This window comes from Paenibacillus sp. FSL R7-0297, from assembly GCF_038009025.1.
GTDB lineage: Bacteria > Bacillota > Bacilli > Paenibacillales > Paenibacillaceae > Paenibacillus_AQ.
The window spans coordinates 131,324-152,507 of record NZ_JBBPAQ010000001.1 but is presented as its reverse complement, the minus strand read 5'-3'; the positions used below and the strand labels follow the sequence as shown (position 1 = coordinate 152,507).

Sequence of the window (21,184 nt, the reverse complement as noted above, 5' to 3'; positions counted from 1 at the left end):
CTCAAACCCACCCCGTAAATTCCAGAATACTTGCCTTCGCCGACTGCGTCTCGGACTGTGCACTCTTACGCCATTCCTTGGGCGACGTGCCCATTAGCTTAGAGAAACAGCGGTTGAAGCTGGAGATGGAATGAAACCCCACCTTTTCAGAAATCTCAAGAATAGAATCCTCGGTGCTTTTCAGCTGCTTGCAGGCCTCTTCGATCCGGGTACTGCTCAGGAAATCGAGAGGGGCGGTGCCCATCATTTCATGGAATTTGCGGCGGAAGTGGGTGGTGCTCAGGTGGCAGAGGTCAGCCAGGAAGTCGATGGTCATCGGCAGCATATAGTTTCTGGTGATATACTCCAGCGCCGGGGAGATGACGAAGTCGCCCTTCAGATTATGCCCTGCTTCCTGATCGGTCAGCGCCTCATTCGTGGAATGGATTCGGAGCAGCTCGATATACAGCGACAGCAACATGCCGTAGGCGCTCTCCTGATAGTAAGGCTTCTGCTGCAGCAATTCCTCTACGATCGACGTGGCCAGGGTATACACCATAGGATGCTTGTCCTTATTCAAAATACAGTTCATCCCCTGCACAGCCCACAAATTCGGCTCGAAGTTGCTATAGGCGCTTTTGAAGGAATGCTGAAAGAGGTCCTCCGGCGAGAAAAAGAGATAAGACCACAGACTGGCCTCACCCGGAGAACTATACGTCGTATGTGGAAGGTACCGGGGGAGGAAGGTCACATCACCGGCTGTAAAAGGTACAGACTCGCCCTTGATCTCCATGATGCCGCTATCCGAATAGCAAATTCCAATCTCCAGGTGGTTATGGAAATGGAGGTGCTCACTTTTGATATCGGAGATCTTCCAGCGTTCACCGCAGAGCAGCAGCACCGGGAAATGGATCGGCAGGCTGTAGTGGCGGTACTCGATGACGGGCTTCTTTTTTCTGGGCATATCCGGGGTCTCCTCTAGAATATTAATTAGATAAATGGTCGAAAATGCGCAGTTTTGCTATGAATGTGCTTAGATATAGAGTATTTTACTGCTTACAATGGAGTATGTAAAGCGCTTGCAAATGAGACGGTTAGTAAGCGCTCTTGAGGTGCGTGAGACAAGAGAGGGGTATGGAGATGATTCAAGTGGATTTCAACAGGGAAGAGATTCTGAGTATTATCGACAAGATCACCCAAAAGACACTGGCGATGGATTTAACCTGGGAATGGCCTTGCGGCGTAGCATATTACGGGGTAACAAGAGCTTACCAGACTACGGGTAACAAAGAGTATATGGACAGGCTTGTGCAGTGGGTGGATGAATATATTGAGCTGGGGCTGCCGGACTGGACGGTCAACACCTGTGCCATGGGCCACATGCTGATCACCTTATATGAAGCGACTGGAGAGCAGAAATATTGGGATATTGCCATGAGCAAGGTGGAGTACATCCGTAAGAATGCGCTGCGGTTCGGAGACAATGTGCTGCAGCATACGGTATCAATTTCTAATGATTTTCCGGAGCAGGCTTGGGCGGATACGCTGTTTATGGCGGCATTTTTCCTGCTGCGTGTGGGCAGTAAGCTGAAGGATCAGGAGCTGATCCAGGATGCCCTCAACCAATACTACTGGCATATCAAGTATCTGCAGGACCCTGGCACCGGCTTCTGGTTCCATGGCTACAACCATGTGAAGCAGGATCATATGTCCGGATTATACTGGGGCAGAGCGAATGCCTGGGGTGCGTATACGATGTCGCAGGTGAAGCCGCTGCTCAAAGACTGGTATTTGTATCCGCAGTGTATGGACGTGGAATGCTCGCTCCGTGATCAGCTGGCGGCGCTGAAGCTTGTCCAGACGGAGAACGGCTTGTGGCGGACGGTGCTGGATGACGAGGAATCTTATGAAGAAGTATCGGCATCCTGCGGAATTGCAGCAGCAATGATTAATAACGGCAATCCGCTGCACACCAAATATGTGCAAAAAGCGCTAAAGGGCATTCTTGCAAACATCAGCGAAGACGGACGCGTACTGGGCGTATCGGGCGGCACAGCCGTAATGAAGGACCGGGAAGGGTACCGCAATATTCCAAAAGACTGGATTCAAGGCTGGGGCCAGGGCTTAGCACTTGCTTTCCTGTCCGATATGCTTAAATAGGAGGGAAGCGAATTGTCCAAACCATCAACAGGCGCTTTCACACTGCCGGGAGAATCCGGTTACGAAGCGCTGACGCTGGAGCTTGCTGAACGCTGGGGTGCGGATGTCATCCGTGACAGTGACGGTACGCAGTTGTCGGATGAGATTATCCATGCCGGATACGGCATTTACTCGACGATCTGTATCATTCGGGATCATAACGAATGGGCATCGCAGAATCCGGATAAGCTGCAGCAGAGCTTCCTCATTACGAATCCGAAGGTGGCTGTGCAGGATTATTTGTGGGTCTACCTGATGGAGGATTTCTTCGCTGCACAATTCAGGGTGAACGATTCCCGTGAGGCGTATAAGTACTGGCAGGTGTATGACCGGACGACTGGTGAAGAAGTACCGAGAGAGCAGTGGAATTACGACCGGGAATCAGGCAATGTGGTGCTTACCGGAATCATACCCTGGCATAAATACACCGTCAGCTTTCTGGCCTACCGGATCTGGGAAGAGATCTCCATGTACAATCACACCACGAATAACTGGAATAAAGAGCATCTGATGCAGATTGATCCTATGTATCGAGACACGCAGAAATACCTGCTGGATTGGATGGAAGACTGGTGCGAACAGCACAAGGAAACAACGGTTGTCCGCTTTACTTCTCTTTTCTATAATTTCGCCTGGATCTGGGGCAGCAGTGAGCGTAACCGCCATCTGTTCTCAGACTGGGGTTCATACGATTTCACGGTGAGTGCCAGAGGTCTGGATCTGTTCGCCCGGCAATACGGCTACTCGCTGACGGCAGAAGATTTCGTGAACGGCGGCAAATACCGCGTCAGTCATATCCCGGCGGAGCAGCGTAAGCTCGACTATATGGCTTTTATCAATGATTTCGTGATCGGATTCGGCAAGCAGCTAATTGAGATTGTACATAAGCATGACAAGCTGGCGTATGTCTTCTACGATGACAGCTGGGTTGGCGCAGAGCCTTACAATGACCGCTTCGGTGAGTTTGGTTTCGACGGAATGATCAAATGCGTGTTCTCGGGTTATGAAGCAAGGCTCTGTTCAGGGGTGAAAGTGGATACGCATGAGATCCGGCTGCATCCGTACTTGTTCCCGGTGGGTTTAGGCGGCACGCCTACCTTCATGGAAGGGGGGAATCCGACACTGGATGCCAAAAAATACTGGATCAACATCCGGCGAGCCCTCCTGCGTGAGCCGATTGACCGGATTGGCCTGGGCGGATATCTGCATCTGGTTGAGCCTTACCCGGATTTCTGTGATTATATCGAGAAGATTGCGAATGAATTCAGAGAGATTAAAGAGCTGCATCAGCAAGGCAAGCCTTATCATATCAAGACCAAGGTTGCTATTCTGCACAGCTGGGGCAAGCTGAGATCTTGGACCTTGTCCGGCCACTTCCATGAGACGGATATGCATGATCTGATTCACATTAATGAAGCCTTGTCCGGCTTGCCGGTTGAGGTGAAGTTCATTGATTTCGAGGATATCCGCCAGGGCGTGCTGCAGCATGTGGATGTGGTGATTAATGCAGGCAGCGCCGGTACAGCCTGGAGCGGCGGGGACTACTGGAAGGACAATAAGTGTGTGGACGTTCTGACTGAATGGGTCTATGGGGGCGGTACCTTTATCGGAGTTAACCAGCCTTCAGCGGTTGAGGGTTACGACTGTTACTTCAGAATGGCGCATGTTCTAGGTGTGGATGAGGACACGGGTGCGCGGGTAGCACATGGCAAATGGACATATGAGGTTCAAGCTGAGCAAGGTCTTGTGCCTGATGGCACCAGCATTACACCGAAGAATGGCATCCATCTTACGGATGGTTCCGCTGCGGTGATCAGTGAGGCAGATGGAAAAATTACATTGTCTACGAATAACTTCGGCATTGGAAAAGGAATCTATCTGCCTTCCTTCGAATTCGGCTGGGAGAATACCCGCCTGCTGCTAAACCTGATCCGCTATGCCGGTAAGGAGCTACAGGAAACGAAGTATATTCCGGATAACCTGTATACCGAGTGCGCGTATTATCCGGAGAGCAAGATGCTCGTCGTGATCAATAACAGCGACCAGCTGCAAAAGACTACGATCGAGACGGAGTATGGACCGCAGACGCTGGAAGTAGAACCGTTCGATACGATTATTCGGACTATTGGGGAATAGGAATAATGAAAAGCTCAAGCCTGGGGTATTATGCCGGACTTGCGCTTTTTTTGTGTGGTGTGAGGTGTTAACCGGGCCTAGTGTATGCGAAAAATTGTGTCACTAGAAGGAGTTCCTTAACATCTGTGGAATTACAAAGCAAAGATGCTGAAGCTTTCAGCGACAAGCTCCCGGAGGACATTCCATGGACAAATCCGCCCGCTTCAAGCAATCCATAGCCTTCATAGAGGAACATTTATACGAAGACATCAACCTCGGACAAGCTGCGCAGGCCGGGTACACCTCGCTGATGCAGCTGTATCGAGACTTCTATACCTATACCGGACACTCGGTGAAAGAATACATACGCAAGCGCAGGCTGTCAGCCGCGCTCGGGCTGATCCGGGCTTCGCAGAGACCGCTTGCCGAGATTGCTTACTCCTGCGGCTATAGCTCCCAGCAGGCTTTGTGCAAATACGTGAAATCCGCAACCCATATGACACCGCTAGCCTACCAGAAGAGTGAAGCCTGCTACTTCTTCCCCAGATTCGACAGTGAAGCCATCCGGCAGGTAACCGTCACCGCTGAAACGATCCCCAAGACTATACACATACAATTCTATGATCCCAACCAGCATGGCATTGAACAGCAGGCGTTGGCTGCACTGCGTTCCTTTTTACCTGAATACCAGGGCAGAATCTTTGGCAGAGAAGGGCAGCTGCGGGACGGCTTATTCTGTTATGAGCTCGCTGTGGAGTATAATACAGATTTACTAGACAGACTTGCAGACAGCACTATTCAGGGAATAAAGGTGGCTCAAGAATTCAGTTTAACCTTCGCGAAGACAACCGTTAGGAACGATGAGGCCGAGATCAGGCTGGCGTGGGATTATCTCTATCTGAAGTGGCTGCGAACCAGTATGTTCGTGCAGGATAACGGGCGTTATTTCGAAGAATACATCTGCAAAAGCGGGCAAGTGAGGAAGCTGATTCTATATTTGCCGGTGAAGAGGCGGACGGATTATGACAAGAGCAGTGTAAATTTCTGTGCAGGCTTAGAGTTTCTGGTATCGTCCCGGGAAGGGGGTCAGGCAGAGGAAGAGGCATCTGCTGCGGTGATGAACTATATTTCCCGGCATACCCCTGAGGCGATAAGCATAGTAAGGGAATTCTATGTAGCCCAAAACGGCTTAAGCTACACCTGCGGAGTGCGGCTGGAACAGGCCATCGAGCTTCCGGTGAATAGCGGGCTTGAAATACTGCGGATTACCGCAGGCCGTTATGCGATGCTTGAGAGCGGCAGCTGTAGTGACCGCGGAGTGTTTATTGCTCTTTTGGATGCATGGGTACAGGAGAACGGATGGAGTAAGGACGATCTGCCCGCTTTTACAACCTATGAGACCGGAGGTCAGGCTGACCCGGACGCTATCACAATGAGAGTGTGGATCAAGCTGAAAGATGTTAAGAACGGATAATATTTAGCATGCGTTCATCTATAAACTAGATCTATATAGGAAAGGAGCACAATAATGAATCTAAGAAAACAAGCACTGCCGCAGCAAACGCCCGAAGACTACAGCCCCCGTGTGAAGCCGGTAATCCTGAGAATGGTGGAGGAGATGAAGCAGATGGAGATTCCAAGTGAGATTCAGGTAGAACAGATTACGGAGCTGTGCAGTATTGTGGACCGGCCGGAGATGAAAGTGGTGGGTATCGCGCTGCCGGTTTCGTATGAGAGCCGGGGGTATGGCGGTTTCTATGGTTTTGAGCATGCGAGCTGTACGTTGAATGATTACTTTTATACCAAGAAGCTGACTTCAGAAGGCGATATGGCGCTCCTCTCTGGTCTCATCAGCCGGCAAATCAAAGGCAAAGAGGTTGTTACCGTACGATCAGAGGTGCAGGGTGACGGCAATTATAAAGTCATTGTGGGTTATGAGGTAAGCAGCTTCGACGGGTTGCCCGCCCATTTGCCGGAATATACGGAGACGCTTACAGTACCTGCTTGCCGCTATGCCAAAGTCCTGATCAACGAGACTAAGGAGGCTGGACGGATCGGCTACGATGAGCGGATGCATGCAGATGAATATTTTATCGGCCAATTCCGTAATGACACCGGCTACGTCTATAACTCTTCCGGCCTTAGCTTCAATACATATGACGACTCAGGGGATATTCTCACCAAATACGAGCCCGTTAGAATTCCGGAAAATGATGCGGAGCGGTTTGACTCTTTGCGCTTCAAGGCGGTGACATTGCCGGAGATGAAGATCGCGTGCAGCATGACGCTGCCGGATGATGAGGAGTTTGTGATCACGAAATATTTCGGTGTGCAAGACCAGGTATTCGCCACTGAGGCGGCTAAATATTATCTGCATGATTATTACGGTTTTCCGGTGAATAGTGAGGAGGAGGGGAAGATTAACTCCTGCTTCGGCACAAGAGTCAGCACCTTTGAGTCACTTCCTGACTGTGTTGAAAAAATTACGGTGCCCGGAGGCATCTATCTGCACATTACCCAGCTCGAAGTGAATGGTGATAATCCCGGAATACCGTATGATGTGGCGTTCAATCATCTGGATGAGCTGTTTCTGAATGCTCACCCGGAGTATACGCGTGATTGGAGCAGGCATGTGATCGCCCGTTTCCGGCAGGCGAACTGTGCCTCTGTATTTGTGCCTCTTGTGCTTGAATAACTTCCCCGGAGCCTGTGAGGGGGAATTATGATAGTATATATAAAGGTATATTTAGTTTTCCCCGCGGGGGTAGAAAAGAGAGCAGCATGAGAATCATTATATCGCCTGCCAAGAAGATGAAGACGGACACGGATTTCTTGGATTACCGCCAAGTGCCGCAGTTCATCAGCGAATCGCAGACTCTTCTGGCCTTATTACGCAAGTTGAATTATGAAGAAGCCAAAGCGCTATGGAAATGCAATGATGCCATCGCCACGCTGAATATGGAACGGATCCGGGAGATGGATGTCACCAGGAATCTGACGCCGGCTATCTTCTCATATGAGGGAATACAGTACCAGTACATGGCGCCCGGAATCTTTCAGACGGAGGAGCTGGATTATCTTCAGCAGCACTTGCGGATTTTATCCGGATTCTATGGAATCGTTAGACCTTTTGACGGCGTTGTGCCGTACAGGCTGGAGATGCAGGCTAAGCTGGGCGGGAGGGGCTTCAGTTCTCTCTATGCGTTCTGGAATAGAAGACTGGCGGATCAGCTGTTCGCGGAGAGTGACATCATTCTGAACCTGGCCTCTAAGGAATACAGCAAGTGTATCTCCCCGTACCTTGGCAAGGACGCTCGAATGATTAGTGTGGTGTTCGGGCAGGACATCGGCGGCAAGGTGGTTGAGCGGGCGACGCTGGTCAAGATGGCCAGGGGTGAAATGGTCCGCTACATGGCCGAGCGGCAAATAACCCGCGTAGAGGATATCCAAGGCTTTAACGGGTTTGATTTCGCATTTGCTGAGGCCTTGTCGGATGAGAAGACTTATGTGTTTATCCAGCAGAAGCATGATAAGAATGAAATGGTAGAGTAAGCCATACAACAGGCAATCTTGAAGACGGTTGAATAACCGTATTTGGGATTGCCTTTTTTTGAAATATAAGAATTTATATGTTTCACGCTATAAATTATCCTTCTATTTCTCGCTGGAACGGTACCGTCCTTTATAAGGACGGCGAAGCCGTTTCTGCTTGTTAAGAAGATTATCTAAGATGAATACAAGAAAATAACAATAGCGCAAAGGATCGGAGGGCTTATGATTTTGGCTGGAAGCAGCGAAGAAGCTGGGCACATCCCTGGTAATCAACGCCATTGCCGTCTCGCCTCCATAAGACCTATAAAAATTGGGATTAAACCTTTAATTTGGAGAGAGAAATGTAAACGCTTACCTTATATAATTTACTCGTGAAGGAGGACAAGTAAATATCTGGGAGAAGACTCAGGATAAGTTAGAATCTGCGGACAGAAGCTACGGCAAGTGAGGGCGGGGAAGAAAGGCTGTACACCACAAATTATTCTTAGGAGGTAATTCAATGTTTAAGCTAAACAAGAAAATTCTAACGGTATTCATGGCAGCCACAATGAGCTTCAGCGCGTTTGCAGCGACCTCAAGTGCAGCGACAGATTATTGGCAGAACTGGACTGATGGCGGAGGTACAGTCAATGCTACGAACGGAACTGGCGGAAATTACAGTGTGAACTGGTCTAATACCGGAAATTTCGTGGTCGGTAAAGGCTGGAATGTTGGATCGCCAACACGAACAGTCAACTACAATGCAGGCGTCTGGGCGCCATCCGGCAACGGGTATTTGACCCTGTACGGCTGGACAAGAAATTCACTCATCGAATATTACGTTGTTGACAGCTGGGGGACCTATAGACCTACCGGAACGTATAAAGGCACTGTGAACAGTGACGGGGGTACCTATGATATCTATACCACTATGCGCTACGACGCGCCTTCCATTGATGGTAATGCCACATTCCCTCAATACTGGAGTGTAAGACAGTCGAAGAGAGCGACGGGAAGCAACGCTGCTATCACGTTCAGTAACCATGTTAACGCATGGAAGAGCAAAGGGATGAATCTGGGAAGCAGTTGGTCCTATCAGGTGCTTGCAACAGAAGGCTATCAGAGCAGCGGCAGCTCTAACGTAACGGTGTGGTAACAGGCGGCTGACAGGCACTAACCGGGTTCTTAGCTATTGAGCAAGACGGCTGATCATTGATAGGACTGAGGCCTGCCGGTTACACAGCCGGCGGCCTTAATAAGCCAGCTATATGGGCTGAACTCCACATGAGACCTATATGATAATCCTGCACCTAATACATTTATGTACTGTGCTTCCTATATAGATGTTGTTTAGCAGGTCCGTACCTTTGCCAATCGTTTCAAAGGAGATATATCCATGCGAAAACTATTGATTGTCTTATTAATAGCGTTAACGGGTATTGCCAGTGCCTGCTCGCAGGAGAAGCCTGCCAGGGAAGAGCGCCTTGTATGGGTCGAGGGCGGTGCCTTTGTAGACACGAAATCCAATTATTATGGAACAGATGTGACCCTCCCAGACTTTTATATCAGTAAATATGAGGTGACTCAACAAGAATGGCTGGAGGTGATGGGGAATAACCCTTCCCAGTTTCAAGGGGATAATCTGCCTGTAGAGAGTGTAACCTGGTATGATGCTGTGGAGTACTGTAATCAGCGGAGTATCAAGGAGGGCCTGAAGCCCTATTACAACATAGACAAGAACACTGTTGACCCGAATAATACAAGCGACCGGGATTTCATGAAATGGACAGTAACGGCCAATGAAGGAGTGAACGGTTACCGTTTGCCGACAGAAGCCGAGTGGGAATATGCAGCAGGCGGAGGCCAGATGAGCAAGAGCAACAGCTATAGTGGAAGCAATAAGCCAGAAGATGTGGCGTGGTACTGGAGGAATTCCGGAGATCAATTCTTAACCGGGGACTGGAACTGGCCGGCGATCGAGAATAATCATAGCCAGACGAAAATTAGCGGCCTCAAGAAACCCAATGAGCTGGGGCTATACGACATGTCAGGTAACGTAAGAGAATGGTGCTGGAACTGGTACGAGAACCCGGACAGCAACAGGGGCTCCCTCAGACTGGTGAAGGGCGGCGGGTGGATCGGCGGCGTTAATAATACAGAGGTATCGTTTCGGGGCAAGTTTGAGGGGAGCAGCAGGGGGAATGACCAAGGTTTTCGTGTGATCCGCGGTGAGTAAATGGCCAGACCTGTCTAAAGAGGGGGGCTACTCCGTCATTAGCCCCCAGCGGAATCCCAATTTATCTGTAACAGAAGCCATACAGGAACTGTAAGTCGTGCTGCGTAAGGGATGAAGGATACTGCCTTCCCTCGTAAGAGCCTCGTAAGCTAGCTTTACCTGAGCGTCCGTATAAAAGTAACGGTGAGAAAGAAGGAGCGGCTTCCGGCGGAGTCCTGTTATACCCTATCGCGATCCGGGAGTGAACCTGAAGGGTGGGTTAGCAAAGCGGCGGGGAACTGTTTTTTCCACTTTCTGATCTTCCCCCGGAAGGATTTGAACGGAGCGGCTGAATTGATATGAATCCACCGGGCCATGGGCCAGTGTTCCTTGGTCCCGGTCCATTTACGTGAGCCCTGGGTGAACAGCTCTTCTTCCGTCAACGTGCTGACCCAGTCCAGCCACTGCTGCTCTGATTGCCGGAATAAGCTGCGCAGTTCAGCCAGTGAATACTCAGAATATTTGTCGTAAAAGGACTGATATAATCCGCCCAGCTCATTCCATTTATATTCCTGATCCGGCATGAGGAAGGCCCGTCCTTCCAGCTCGTTCTGATCCCAGCTCCTCACCAGCTCCAGCCATCCCAGCTGATAGGCGATGATCTCGGCGGGGGTTTTATCCACTTCAGGAATTCGCGTATCCTTGTACTTATCGTCTATACCGTCATACTCGGCGTCTAAGAGCAGGTATAGGGTGTGGATCGTTTCCAGCAGCTCCTGTTTGGAAGAATATTCATAGCTTGCCATAGCGTTCACTCCTTTACATTGGTTATACCATAGAGCTGTGACAGCAGTCTGTCCAGTTTAACCAGAGTCAGGTCCTGTTCCAAATCCGCTGCACGCCGGTAAGTGTGTCTCCATTGAAGCTTAGCTTATAGATATCCGGCATATCCAGCTGCTTCCAGAAGCCGTAATCATAACGCTTATCCAGCGCATTCATGATTAAGACCATAATATTACCGTGAGTCCCGATGACCGCGTTACTGCCTTGGTATTGCTGCAATACTTTGTGGAGTGCCTGAACTCCCCTGTCCTGGGCAATCAGGTTAGATTCTCCGCCTTCCCAGGCAAAAGAGGGATTCTCCCATACCTTCGTAATGGCCTGGCCGAAGTCGCTGACGGGTCCGCCGGACAATAACCGTTCTCTGAAATCGTCTTCGATTACAGGTTCAAGGCCCAGGGGGCCGGCCAGTCCTTCAATGGTCTGTATTGCCCGTTTATAGGGACTGGAGATCAGGACATGAATATTCTCATGGATGAGCCGTCCGCTGACCTTCCGCGCATCTGCCTGTCCACGTTCAGATAAAGGTCTGTTTAATTCATCGGCCGAATAAGCCGAGTGCGCATGCCTTACCAAAAACAAATTTGTAACCATTATTCATCCCCTCATCTGCTAATATTTGTAATGCATTGTATCATGAATGAAGCGGGGAATTCAGCGATGAATCTTGATTATAGAGAGCGAATCGATAAGGTCATTGCATACATAGAGGAACACAGCAGTCAGCCGCTTAAGCTCGATACCCTGGCGGAGATCTCCCATTTCTCCAAATTTCATTTCAGCAGAATATTCACAGCTATGGTCGGTGTGACTCCGATGGTATTTGTAAACAGGAAGCGTATACAGCACTCACTGGTGCTGCTGACCGAAACGAATAAGACCATCCTGGAGGTTGCGGGTCAATGTGGTTTCGAATCGGTATCGGTCTTTAATGCCCATTTCAAACGGTATTATGGCTGTACACCGGGCAGTATCAGGAACAGCAGCCGGAGAAACAGCAATTTCGCATCATCCTTCAGCAATATACAGGCAGAATCAGCTTCCCTGGCAGATTACAATAGAGCAAGAAGTAATCCGCTGTTAAGGAGGGCTTGGGATAGTATGGTAGAAATCAGACAGATCCCGGAGATGGAAGTTGCTTATATCAGGCATATTGGAAGTTACCTGGATACGTATAGCGCATGGGACAAGCTAAGCCGCTGGGCAGACCAGCACGGTCTTCATGCAGGGAATCAGCAGTTTATCGGAATATCTTTGGATGACGGGGATCTCGTAGAAGAGTCTGCGTGCCGGTATGATGCCTGCGTTACAGTTCCGGAAGGGTTTGAGCAGGGAGCACACCGGCCGCAGGTAGAATTCAAGACAGTGTCCGGCGGCATGTATGCGGTGTATTCATACTATGATACGGTGGACAAACTGGTCCTCGCGTATGACAGCATGTTCAGCGTGTGGTTACCCCGCAGCGGGTACGAAGCGGACGACAGGCCGTGTCTTGAATTCTGTCTGAATGATCCCATGAAGGATCAGCAAGGCAAGTGTAAGGTTGATTTGTATATCCCCATTAGGCAGCGCGTATAAGTTTCGGAGAATGGAGTGGCGGGAATGAATGTGGACGTTGTGTTTGACCGGTTTCCTGTACTAAGATCAGATGAACTTGTATTGAACAGAATTGAGGAGACTCATCTGGACGGGCTATTTGATATTTACAGCAATGACAAGGTGTTTGAATATTGCGGGATCATTCCGAAGCATAACAAGGCTACAGTCAGCAATATGATAGGACATTTCGAACGGGACTACGCCAAAAGATCAAGGATCAAGTGGGGCATCTTTGCTAGTGGTGAGGAGGGGCGTCTGCTCGGAATTATTGAAGCCTGCGATTTCAATCAGAAGGTGAATATGGTGACGATCGGCTACTTCCTGGCAGAAGCCCATTGGGGACAAGGCATTGCCTCTAAGGCTGTTGAAATCCTGCTGGACTATATCTTCAGAGAGGTTCAGGTGAACAGAATTCAGGCCGAAGTCATGCTGTTGAATGAACCGTCCAAGAAGGTGCTCCTGAAGACAGGGTTCATCAAGGAGGGGGTTCTGCGGCAAGCCGCCTTGTGGTCAGGCAAAGGAATTGTTGATCTGGAGATATACAGTATGCTTAGGGGAGATTATATTCAGGTGTGACCATAAGATAAAAAAGCTCAGGCCCGTTAATAGGCTTGAGCTTTTTGGTGCTGTAAGAACTAATAATCTGTCTGGGGTCCCCGCAAAGTACCTGAGTCAGCTTCGAAGCTGGAGCCTCACTTTGTGGGGAAACTGTTTATGCTTCCATCTTCTGCGCCGTATAGAGCCGGTGGTAGAGGCCGCGGCGGGCGATCAGCTCATCATGCGAGCCGCTTTCCGCAATACCCTTGTTCGAGACATACATGATGCGGTCGCAGTTCTTCACGGTGGACAGCCGGTGCGCGATGATGAACGAGGTACGTCCCTTGAGCAGCTCATTCAGCCCCTTCTGGAGCAGACGCTCGGTCTGCGCATCAATGGAAGAAGTGGCTTCATCCAGAATGAGAATACGCGGGTTGGCCAGCAGGGTTCTGGCGAACGAGATGAGCTGCCGCTGTCCCTGGGACAGCTTGGAGCCGCGCTCATTAACCTCCGTCAGGTAGCCCTGGTCGAATTCACGGATGAAATCATCGGCGCAGACGGCCTTCGCAGCGGCGATGACTTCTTGCTCGGTGGCATCCGGTCTGCCGTAGCGGATATTATCCAGAATCGTTCCCGAGAAGATGAAGCTGTCCTGCAGCATAATGCCCATCTGGCTGCGCAGCGATTTCAGCGTGATCTCGGCAATATCCTGCCCGTCGATCAGGATTCTGCCGCCGGTAAGGTTATAGAAGCGCGAGATCAGATTGACGACCGTAGTTTTGCCTGCACCGGTCGGACCGACCAGGGCGATGCTCTCTCCGGCCGCGACATCGAAGGAGATGTTCTCCAGGATGTTCAGCCCCGGATCGTAGGCGAAGGTTACATCGTCGAAGGTGACCCGGCCCTGAACGGGCGGCAGCTCCTTCGCCCCGGGAATATCGCTGACGGTAACCGGCTCATCCAGCGTTTCGAAGATACGCTCCAGGTAAGCTACCGCATTAATGAAGTTATTGTACAGCTGGGATAGATTGAGAATCGGCTGCCAGAAGCGGGCGGCATAACTGCTCATCGCGAGAATGACACCAAGCGTCATGCTCTGCGGGTTCAGAGTCAGCAGGCCAACCAGGAAAATCATTGCCGTAACCATGGTAGACAAGTTATCGACAGTGAACGGAATAAGCGTATTGTAACGCAGCGCCCGCATCCATTCCGTGCGGAAATTACCGGCTAGGCGAGTAAAGACGCCCTCATTGCGCTGTTCCCGGGAGAACATCTGCGTTACGCCGATCCCGCTGATACTTTCCTGCAGATAGGCGTTCAGATTGGAGCTTTTGTTCGATACCGCCTGCCATGCCCGGCGCTGCCGGGTTTTGATGAGCAGCATGACACCGAGGAATACAGGCAATCCTGCAAGGATGACGAAGGAGAGCCGGACATCAACGGCGAACATGAAGGCAGCGATGAAGATCAGATTCACGATTTCTAGGATAAAGTTAATAATTCCGTTCGACAACACATCGGACACCGCATTAACGTAGTTTACAACCCGGATCAGGATCTTGCCCTGTGGCCGGTCATCGTAATATTTGAACGGCAAATCCTGCAGATGCTTGAACAGATCGGTACGGATATCGAAGATAATATCCTGCCCGACACTGGTCATTATCCGTGAGCGGATGGTAGCCAGAATTACGCTGACCACAATAGTCGCCAGCATCAGCGCGGACCAGCCAACCAGCGCGCCCATTTCTTTTGCCGGAATGGTTACGTCTACCACATGCTGCATAATCAGCGGGGCGGATAGGGCGATAGCCGCTGACAGTGCGCTAAGCACGAATGCGAGAATCATCGGTTTCTTCTTGCGTCTGATATAGACCATGGCCCGCCGGAAATGCTTAATATTAAACGGCGATTCCAGATTCTCATCGACATCGAATTTATTCCTGGCCACTCTCGGTCACCTGCCTTCCAATGCCCTCGTTCTGCAGCATGAATACATCGTAGTAATACCCCCGCTTGGCCAGCAGCTCGGCGTGGGTGCCTTCCTCAATCAGACGGCCGCCCTCTAAGATCAGGATGCGGTCTGCCTGGGCGGTAGTGGATACCCGCTGTGCAATGATAATCTTCGTGCAGGGATATTCCAGCTCACGCAGACTCCGCTGAATATGCTCCTCCGTCTCCAGATCGACGGCAGACGTCGTATCATCCAGGATTAGGATCGGGCGGTGCACCGCCAGCGCGCGGGCAAGCGCAATACGCTGCTTCTGTCCCCCGGACAAGCCGACACCGCGTTCGCCGACTACCGTATCATAGCCTTCCGGCATTTTGACGATGAAGTCATGGGCTGCTGCGAGGCCGGCATAGGCCTGCGCTTCTTCCTCCGTAAGATCGGGGTCGCCATAGGCGATATTGCCGTCAATCGTATCGGAGAACAGGAGGACGTCCTGCGTAGCCATCCCGATATTCCCGCGCAGTTCATCAAGCTCAAGCTCACGGACATCCCGGCCGTCTACCAGCACGCGGCCTCCGGCCACATCGTAGAACCGGGGGATGAGGTTGATCAGCGATGTCTTGCCTGAGCCTGTCGCGCCCATAATGGCGATCGTTTCACCGGGTTCAATCGTAAAGCTCAGGTCATCAAGCACGGTAGCGCTGTCATATTTGAACCGGACATGCTCGAACTCAATCCGGCCCTCATAGCGGCGGCGCTCTGTGATATTATGCTCGTTCACAATAGCGGGGCGGGCATAATAGATATCGACGATTTTGGATAAGCTGGCAAAAAAGCGCTGGATATCATTGATAATGATCCCGATATTGCGCATAGGGTTGGATACCGCCCAGATTAGCGAGGAGAAGGCTGCGAACTCACCAAAGGTGATCCGGCCGTGCATCAGGAAGTAGCCGCCGGCCAGCATCAGGATGACGTTGAAGGCTTGGGCGAAGGACTCCAGATAAGGAAAGTAATCGAGCCAGACGAGGGCCGCCTTCTTGTTCGCCACAGAGTAGTTGACATTCTTCTCCGTGAATTTGGCAATCTCAAACTCTTCACGGGCGAAAGCCTTGACTACACGGTTGCCTGAAATGTTCTCCTGGGTCGTCGTGTTAAGCTGGGACAGCCGCTCGCGCAGATCAATGTACATGGGACGGACACGTTTGGCGAAGATAAAGGCCACGACAAAAATCGGTGGCGACAAGATCAGCATCCACAGCGTCAGCTGGACATCAATTGTAAGGAAATAAATGACGGCAGCCAGAAAAATCGTCAGCGATTCAATGATCATCTTGAAAATCCACGCCATCGAATGCCGGACCATATCCAGATCGCCTGTCATCTTAGTCATAAGATCACCGGTACGATTGCGGTCATAATATTCCCGGTCCTGCCCCTGAATCTTGTTGTACAAATAAATGCGGATGTTGTACATCATATTCTGGGAGGATATTTCGTACTGCATGGTTGTAAGATAAGCCAGACCTGTGCGCAGCAGGGAAAAGCCGATCATGCCCAGGCAGAGCGCAATGAGCAGTCCCCTTTCTGTAGCAAGATTCTGCCCTGCGTGGTCGCCGGCTATAAACGTATCGACGATACGCTGGCTGAGGTACGGGTTCACTATCGTAAGACTCGAGCCCACTACCGAGAGACAAAGCGCCATGATATACCGTGCCCGGTTGCCCTCGAGGTTTTGCCACAGCCATTTAAGTTCAAACATCTGATCACCTGCTTCTGTTTTCTTATTTTCTTGTGAATAAATCAAAGTGATTATAACACTATGAATCAAAATGTATAGGTTTACAGCTAATTTTCTTGTTACAATCAACCGAACTTCTGCAGGAATAGGTATTATAAAAAAGAGCCGGTCCCTGATCATCATCTGGGTACGGGCTCTTTTAATGTAAATCTATAAGTAAACACTATAGCGGTCTACACAGAACCGGTCTCTGCCACACACGGCAGGCCTATAAATCTAATTCGAAGAAGACGAGGCCGCAGCAGCGGATGTTGCGGCTGCAACCGCAATTGCCGTCTGCTGGGCAATGATGATGTTGGTAATGCTGGTGGATAACGCGGAAGTGATAATGCCGCTTTTCACGTCGTCTATATACGTATAGGACACCAGTGCCGCAGACAGCAGGAGTAGCTCCTGCTTGTTAATCGACCAGTTCCCGAAGCCCTTCCGGGTACGCAGTAACTCATACGTCTCTGAGACATCGCTTACTAGCTCTTTCTGTTCATAGGGGAGCAGCGACAGGATGCCAAGCGAAGGTAGTGTATATTCCTTGTCCATCCGGATGTCCTGTGCACGGAAGGCCTCGCGCAGGCTGAGCACCCGTTCTGCAGATCCGCCATCTTCCTCCCCAAGCAGCATTACCTGTGTCAGCGCCTGAACGCTGTTGCCGGAGAAAAACTCAGGCTTAAGAGCAACATAGAGCTGTTCCAGGCGCTCTACTCCGTGCTCGATTCCGATAGTGGAAATTCCAAGCATGGCAGCGAAGATATAGTCATCCTGTCCAGTCAGGAAAGGATGCTTCGCTCTCATGCCATCGAAGAATGCCTTCGTGCGTTCGATCACCTGGACATACTGCTCGGATGTAGTATGGGCAGCAATCTGATAGGCGGCAATAACGAGATAGTCAGAAGCTCTGAATTTGACATCCTTCATCAGATCATAGACGGCCAGCGTTTCGGCAAGCTGCTGCTCCGGTTTAGCACTAAGAGAGAGCAGGGTAGCAATACTGATGGCGGAAGTCCCGCGGAAGGAAGAGAACATCCGGGTGTTCTCCTTGATCAGCGCATGGTTCGCACGGATCGCTTCAGGATCGGCTGTTTTGTTCTCCACGGTGTAGAGCAATGCGGCCAGGCGGTTCACCTGAGCATTTTGCCAGGGGAATTCTTTCTTGATTCTCTGTGCATTTTCAGCGAACAATTCAAGTCTTGCCAGGTATTGTTCCTTCATCGGGTACACCTCTCATCTATACTTGGACACTTGGGCTAATTCTACTATACAAACCCAAATGATGAAAATGAATCTAATCGCATACTTGCCGCTTAACCTATGAGAGCGTATTCTTGAATTAAGAGAACATGCAGCGCAGTAAACAATTCTTGGAAGAGAGGCATGAGAATGATAAGAGCATCTGAAGATAACGAGTATTACGAGTTGTCGAGTCCGACAATTCTGCCCAAGGCTTCAGGATTTCTATGGAATGAGCGGATGATGATTCATATGAATTGCCGCGGGTATGCGGTAGCCCAGTTCATGCAGCCCGAGCCAGCCAAGTACTCCTATGCGCCGAACCTGGAAGCCAAGACCTTCATGCAGCCGGAGCAGCCCTATTATGCCCACCATCCCGGCCGGTTTGTCTATGTGAAGGATGAGGAAAGCGGTGAGATATTCTCTGCCCCGTATGAGCCCGTCCGCTTGCCCCCTGATCACTATACCTTTGCTGTAGGCAAACATAATATTGTGTGGAAAATTGAGAAGAGTGGTATCGCCATCGAGATGACGCTGAGCCTGCCCAAGGATGAGCCGATGGAGCTGTGGCGGGTGAAGGTAACCAATCTGTCTTCAGCTCCACGGAAAATAAGCATTTATCCCTACTTCACCATCGGCTACATGTCATGGATGAACCAGTCCGGCGAGTATAAGGAGGCTCTGCAAGGGGTCGTAGCTACAGCCGTTACGCCATATCAGAAATATCAGGAATATGACAGGATCAAACACCTGAAGGACAAGACCTTCCTGCTGGCTGATCACGCTCCGGCATCCTGGGAGGTGAATCAGGAAGCGTTCGAGGGGGAAGGCGGGATTAGCTCCCCATCAGCGCTGAGAAGCAGTCTGCTATCCAAAGGGGAAGCCCGCTACGAATCACCGGTTGCCATTCTGCAGTATAGTATCGGCCTGGAGCCGGGTGAGGATCGTGAATACCGGTTCATCTTCGGACCCGCCCGGAATGAACAGGAGATTGCTGATATCCGCCAGCGGATGTTCCTGAATGCTGATGCCAACGGCGCAGACGGATTTGAGCTTGCGGAACGTGAATACGCGGAATACATCCGCGAAGGCAGAGGCTGCATTGAGATCACGACTCCGGATGCGGACCTTGATAATCTGGTGAACCACTGGCTGCCCCGGCAGATGTACTATCACGGGCAGACGAACCGCCTGACGACTGACCCACAGACCCGTAATTATCTGCAGGATAATATGGGCATGAGTTATATTAAGCCGCAGACGGCGAGAAGTGCCTTCCTGACTGCTCTAAGCCAGCAGGCGGTAAGCGGAGCTATGCCGGATGGCATTATTTTGCATGAGGCCGCTGAACTGAAATATATTAATCAGGTTCCGCATACGGATCACTGTGTCTGGCTGCCCATTTGCCTCAGTACCTATCTGGATGAGACGGATGATTACAGCATTCTGGAAGAGATTGTCCCGTATGCGGGCGGTGAGGAAGCCGAATCTGTCTTCGAACATATCGATCGGGCGTTGCAGTGGCTGATTCATGAGCGGGATGAACGGGGTCTGAATTATATCAATCAGGGTGACTGGTGTGACCCGATGAATATGGTAGGCTACCGGGGCAAGGGGGTATCCGGATGGCTGACGATAGCTACAGCATATGCCTGCATGATCTGGGCGGATATCTGCGTTCACAGCGGCCGGCTGGAGGCTGGCAAGGCATTCCGCCTTGCGGCCGATGAGACGAATGCGGTCGTCAATCAGTATTTCTGGGATGGTGAGTGGTACGCGCGGGGAATCACCGATGACAATGTCGTGTTCGGAATCAGTGAGGATAAGGAAGGCCGGATCTTCATTAATCCGCAAGGCTGGGCGCTGCTCAGCGGTGCGGCCGATGAAGAGAAGCGGGAGAAGCTGATGAAATCGGTCACGGAGCAGCTGGAGACACCATATGGGGTAGAAAAGCTGGCACCCTCCTATACCGCCATGCGGGAGGATGTAGGCCGGGTTACGCAGAAGCATCCGGGCACTGCCGAGAACGGGGCAGTCTATAATCATGCCGCAGCGTTCTATATCTATGGCCTGTATGCGGTGGGAGAGCAGGATCAGGCCTACCGTCTGCTGCGCAAAATGCTCCCGGGACCTGACATCGGGGATATCATCAGACGGGGCCAATTGCCTGTCTTCATCCCCAACTATTACCGAGGTGCTTACAAGCAATTCCCGAAGACTGCCGGACGCTCCAGCCATCTGTTTAATACTGGCACCGTTCCATGGGTATACCGCTGCCTGATAGATGGCCTGTTTGGACTCCAGGGCACGCGCGAAGGACTGCAGGTGAAGCCGCAGCTCCCTTCCGATTGGCCGGAGGTTACGGTTAAGCGTAACTTCAGAGGTGCCGGGCTGCATATCAAGATGCAGCGTGAAGCTGGGGTTAAGGGGACAGAAGTCTATCTGGACGGCCAGTTAGCAGAGGCAGGTCTTCTTAAGGATCTGAAACCTGGTACGGAGTATACTGTGCTGGTTAAGCTTCCTCAAGTCACGAACTGATAGCTTATCATAACAACTGAGTGGGCCGGGATCTTTGGAAGATTCCGGCCTTCTTCCATAGGAGGAATATAGTGAATACGAAACTGGCCGCGGGCGGGCTGGATAAGTCCATCGCCGCGCTTGCAGGCGCAAGTAATCATCAGGTGTTAGCGCTCTGGGCTGCCGACTGCGCCGAACGCGTGCTGCCTTATCTGGAGGCAGCATGCCCGGAAGACCAGCGGCCGCGGCAGGCGGTTGAAGCAGGGCGCGCCTGGGTTCGCGGTGAGCTTAAGATGGCCGCAGCCCGCCAAGCTGCGTTTGCCGCTCATTCGGCGGCCCGTGCCGCCGGTCCGGCAGAGGCTTGCGCTGCAGCCCGCGCTGCCGGACATGCTGCGGCAACTGCGCATGTTGCCACCCATGCAGTGCATGCCGCAACCTATGCCGCCAAGGCGGTACATGCCGCAGCGGCTCCTGCCGGAGCCGAACTCGCCGTCACGCAGGAGCGTGAATGGCAATACCGGCATTTGGCCCAGCTTACGAGGACTGATTAGTGATTAAATCGACCGTAATCGGAAATTGTTGTACAAAAGGCAATTTTTCTCCTCTTGCAGGCGGCTTAGCGGTAGAATTCTTGTACTTCATACAACAATTGCGAATTATGGCTATGCCGGCTGAA

Annotated in this window: 17 protein-coding genes; 11 read left to right on the top strand and 6 right to left on the bottom strand. The window is 51.2% G+C overall.

The genetic code is table 11. The features are described 5' to 3' along the window. Window position 1 precedes the first annotated feature (1 nt). Complete coding sequence (locus MKZ24_RS00685; protein ID WP_340780983.1) at window positions 2-943, bottom strand: AraC family transcriptional regulator; 942 nt, start codon at window positions 941-943, stop codon at window positions 2-4. Window positions 944-1,119: 176 nt separating this feature from the next. On the opposite strand from MKZ24_RS00685, the gene MKZ24_RS00680 reads away from it, so the two are divergent. The 7 genes from MKZ24_RS00680 (at window position 1,120) to MKZ24_RS00650 (ending at window position 10,060) form a co-directional block, all read left to right on the top strand. Continuing rightward, window positions 1,120-2,139 carry a glycoside hydrolase family 88/105 protein gene (locus MKZ24_RS00680; protein ID WP_340780982.1) on the top strand — a complete coding sequence of 340 codons (1,020 nt, stop codon included), beginning with the start codon at window positions 1,120-1,122 and terminating at the stop codon, window positions 2,137-2,139. A gap of 12 nt (window positions 2,140-2,151) precedes the next feature. Then, entirely contained in the window at window positions 2,152-4,314 is a 2,163-nt protein-coding gene (gene gnpA / locus MKZ24_RS00675; RefSeq protein ID WP_340780981.1) for a 1,3-beta-galactosyl-N-acetylhexosamine phosphorylase, read from the top strand. Window positions 4,315-4,498: 184 nt separating this feature from the next. Further along, entirely contained in the window at window positions 4,499-5,767 is a 1,269-nt protein-coding gene (locus tag MKZ24_RS00670; protein WP_340780980.1) for an AraC family transcriptional regulator, read from the top strand. Window positions 5,768-5,821: 54 nt separating this feature from the next. After that, window positions 5,822-6,988 (top strand): GyrI-like domain-containing protein, encoded by a 1,167-nt coding sequence (locus MKZ24_RS00665; protein ID WP_340780979.1) that lies wholly within the window; start codon window positions 5,822-5,824, stop codon window positions 6,986-6,988. An 86-nt stretch (window positions 6,989-7,074) separates the two neighbouring features. After that, window positions 7,075-7,845, top strand: coding sequence for a peroxide stress protein YaaA (yaaA, locus tag MKZ24_RS00660; RefSeq protein WP_042232592.1), 771 nt, complete (start codon window positions 7,075-7,077; stop codon window positions 7,843-7,845). A 499-nt stretch (window positions 7,846-8,344) separates the two neighbouring features. Next, window positions 8,345-8,980 (top strand): glycoside hydrolase family 11 protein, encoded by a 636-nt coding sequence (locus MKZ24_RS00655; RefSeq protein WP_042232594.1) that lies wholly within the window; start codon window positions 8,345-8,347, stop codon window positions 8,978-8,980. 240 nt (window positions 8,981-9,220) lie between these two features. Next, the gene (locus MKZ24_RS00650; protein WP_042232596.1) at window positions 9,221-10,060 is read left to right on the top strand and encodes a formylglycine-generating enzyme family protein; all 840 of its coding nucleotides are present in this window, start codon (window positions 9,221-9,223) and stop codon (window positions 10,058-10,060) included. 218 nt (window positions 10,061-10,278) lie between these two features. Here the strand turns inward: MKZ24_RS00650 and MKZ24_RS00645 are convergent, their stop codons facing one another. Together MKZ24_RS00645 and MKZ24_RS00640 are read right to left on the bottom strand one after the other, a co-directional pair. Continuing rightward, a complete protein-coding gene (locus MKZ24_RS00645) occupies window positions 10,279-10,845 on the bottom strand; it encodes a ClbS/DfsB family four-helix bundle protein (RefSeq protein ID WP_340780977.1) in 567 nt (188 codons plus the stop codon). A gap of 67 nt (window positions 10,846-10,912) precedes the next feature. Further along, the gene (locus MKZ24_RS00640) at window positions 10,913-11,473 is read right to left on the bottom strand and encodes a histidine phosphatase family protein (RefSeq protein ID WP_042232599.1); all 561 of its coding nucleotides are present in this window, start codon (window positions 11,471-11,473) and stop codon (window positions 10,913-10,915) included. 66 nt (window positions 11,474-11,539) lie between these two features. Here MKZ24_RS00640 and MKZ24_RS00635 point away from each other — a divergent pair, with 66 nt between their 5' ends. Next, entirely contained in the window at window positions 11,540-12,457 is a 918-nt protein-coding gene (locus MKZ24_RS00635) for an AraC family transcriptional regulator (protein ID WP_340780976.1), read from the top strand. A gap of 24 nt (window positions 12,458-12,481) precedes the next feature. Further along, on the top strand, window positions 12,482-13,054 hold the full coding sequence (locus tag MKZ24_RS00630; RefSeq protein ID WP_042232602.1) for a GNAT family N-acetyltransferase: 573 nt from the start codon (window positions 12,482-12,484) through the stop codon (window positions 13,052-13,054). Between the two features lie 136 nt (window positions 13,055-13,190). Here the strand turns inward: MKZ24_RS00630 and MKZ24_RS00625 are convergent, their stop codons facing one another. The 3 genes from MKZ24_RS00625 to MKZ24_RS00615 form a co-directional block, all read right to left on the bottom strand. Beyond that, a complete protein-coding gene (locus MKZ24_RS00625; RefSeq protein WP_340780975.1) occupies window positions 13,191-14,966 on the bottom strand; it encodes an ABC transporter ATP-binding protein in 1,776 nt (591 codons plus the stop codon). Continuing rightward, window positions 14,953-16,728 (bottom strand): ABC transporter ATP-binding protein, encoded by a 1,776-nt coding sequence (locus tag MKZ24_RS00620; RefSeq protein ID WP_340780974.1) that lies wholly within the window; start codon window positions 16,726-16,728, stop codon window positions 14,953-14,955. The genes MKZ24_RS00625 and MKZ24_RS00620 overlap by 14 nt, the downstream gene beginning before the upstream one ends. Window positions 16,729-16,983: 255 nt before the next feature. After that, window positions 16,984-17,973 (bottom strand): DUF4003 family protein, encoded by a 990-nt coding sequence (locus MKZ24_RS00615; RefSeq protein ID WP_042232608.1) that lies wholly within the window; start codon window positions 17,971-17,973, stop codon window positions 16,984-16,986. Window positions 17,974-18,141: 168 nt separating this feature from the next. Between MKZ24_RS00615 and MKZ24_RS00610 the strand changes: the two genes are divergently transcribed. Beyond that, window positions 18,142-20,529, top strand: a complete 2,388-nt coding sequence (locus MKZ24_RS00610) for a GH36-type glycosyl hydrolase domain-containing protein (protein WP_340780973.1) — start codon at window positions 18,142-18,144, stop codon at window positions 20,527-20,529. A gap of 71 nt (window positions 20,530-20,600) precedes the next feature. Further along, the gene (locus MKZ24_RS00605; RefSeq protein WP_231637766.1) at window positions 20,601-21,059 is read left to right on the top strand and encodes a putative immunity protein; all 459 of its coding nucleotides are present in this window, start codon (window positions 20,601-20,603) and stop codon (window positions 21,057-21,059) included. The last annotated feature ends 125 nt before the right edge of the window (window positions 21,060-21,184 follow it).

Coding starts and splice junctions, on each gene's coding strand:
- MKZ24_RS00680 (WP_340780982.1), top strand. CDS start 1,120: ATGATTCAAGTGGATTTCAACAGGGAAGAGATTCTGAGTATTATCGAC.
- MKZ24_RS00670 (WP_340780980.1), top strand. CDS start 4,499: ATGGACAAATCCGCCCGCTTCAAGCAATCCATAGCCTTCATAGAGGAA.
- MKZ24_RS00655 (WP_042232594.1), top strand. CDS start 8,345: ATGTTTAAGCTAAACAAGAAAATTCTAACGGTATTCATGGCAGCCACA.
- MKZ24_RS00610 (WP_340780973.1), top strand. CDS start 18,142: ATGATAAGAGCATCTGAAGATAACGAGTATTACGAGTTGTCGAGTCCG.
- MKZ24_RS00665 (WP_340780979.1), top strand. CDS start 5,822: ATGAATCTAAGAAAACAAGCACTGCCGCAGCAAACGCCCGAAGACTAC.
- MKZ24_RS00640 (WP_042232599.1), bottom strand. CDS start 11,473: ATGGTTACAAATTTGTTTTTGGTAAGGCATGCGCACTCGGCTTATTCG.
- MKZ24_RS00620 (WP_340780974.1), bottom strand. CDS start 16,728: ATGTTTGAACTTAAATGGCTGTGGCAAAACCTCGAGGGCAACCGGGCA.
- MKZ24_RS00650 (WP_042232596.1), top strand. CDS start 9,221: ATGCGAAAACTATTGATTGTCTTATTAATAGCGTTAACGGGTATTGCC.
- MKZ24_RS00615 (WP_042232608.1), bottom strand. CDS start 17,973: ATGAAGGAACAATACCTGGCAAGACTTGAATTGTTCGCTGAAAATGCA.
- MKZ24_RS00645 (WP_340780977.1), bottom strand. CDS start 10,845: ATGGCAAGCTATGAATATTCTTCCAAACAGGAGCTGCTGGAAACGATC.
- MKZ24_RS00685 (WP_340780983.1), bottom strand. CDS start 943: ATGCCCAGAAAAAAGAAGCCCGTCATCGAGTACCGCCACTACAGCCTG.
- yaaA (WP_042232592.1), top strand. CDS start 7,075: ATGAGAATCATTATATCGCCTGCCAAGAAGATGAAGACGGACACGGAT.
- MKZ24_RS00635 (WP_340780976.1), top strand. CDS start 11,540: ATGAATCTTGATTATAGAGAGCGAATCGATAAGGTCATTGCATACATA.
- MKZ24_RS00630 (WP_042232602.1), top strand. CDS start 12,482: ATGAATGTGGACGTTGTGTTTGACCGGTTTCCTGTACTAAGATCAGAT.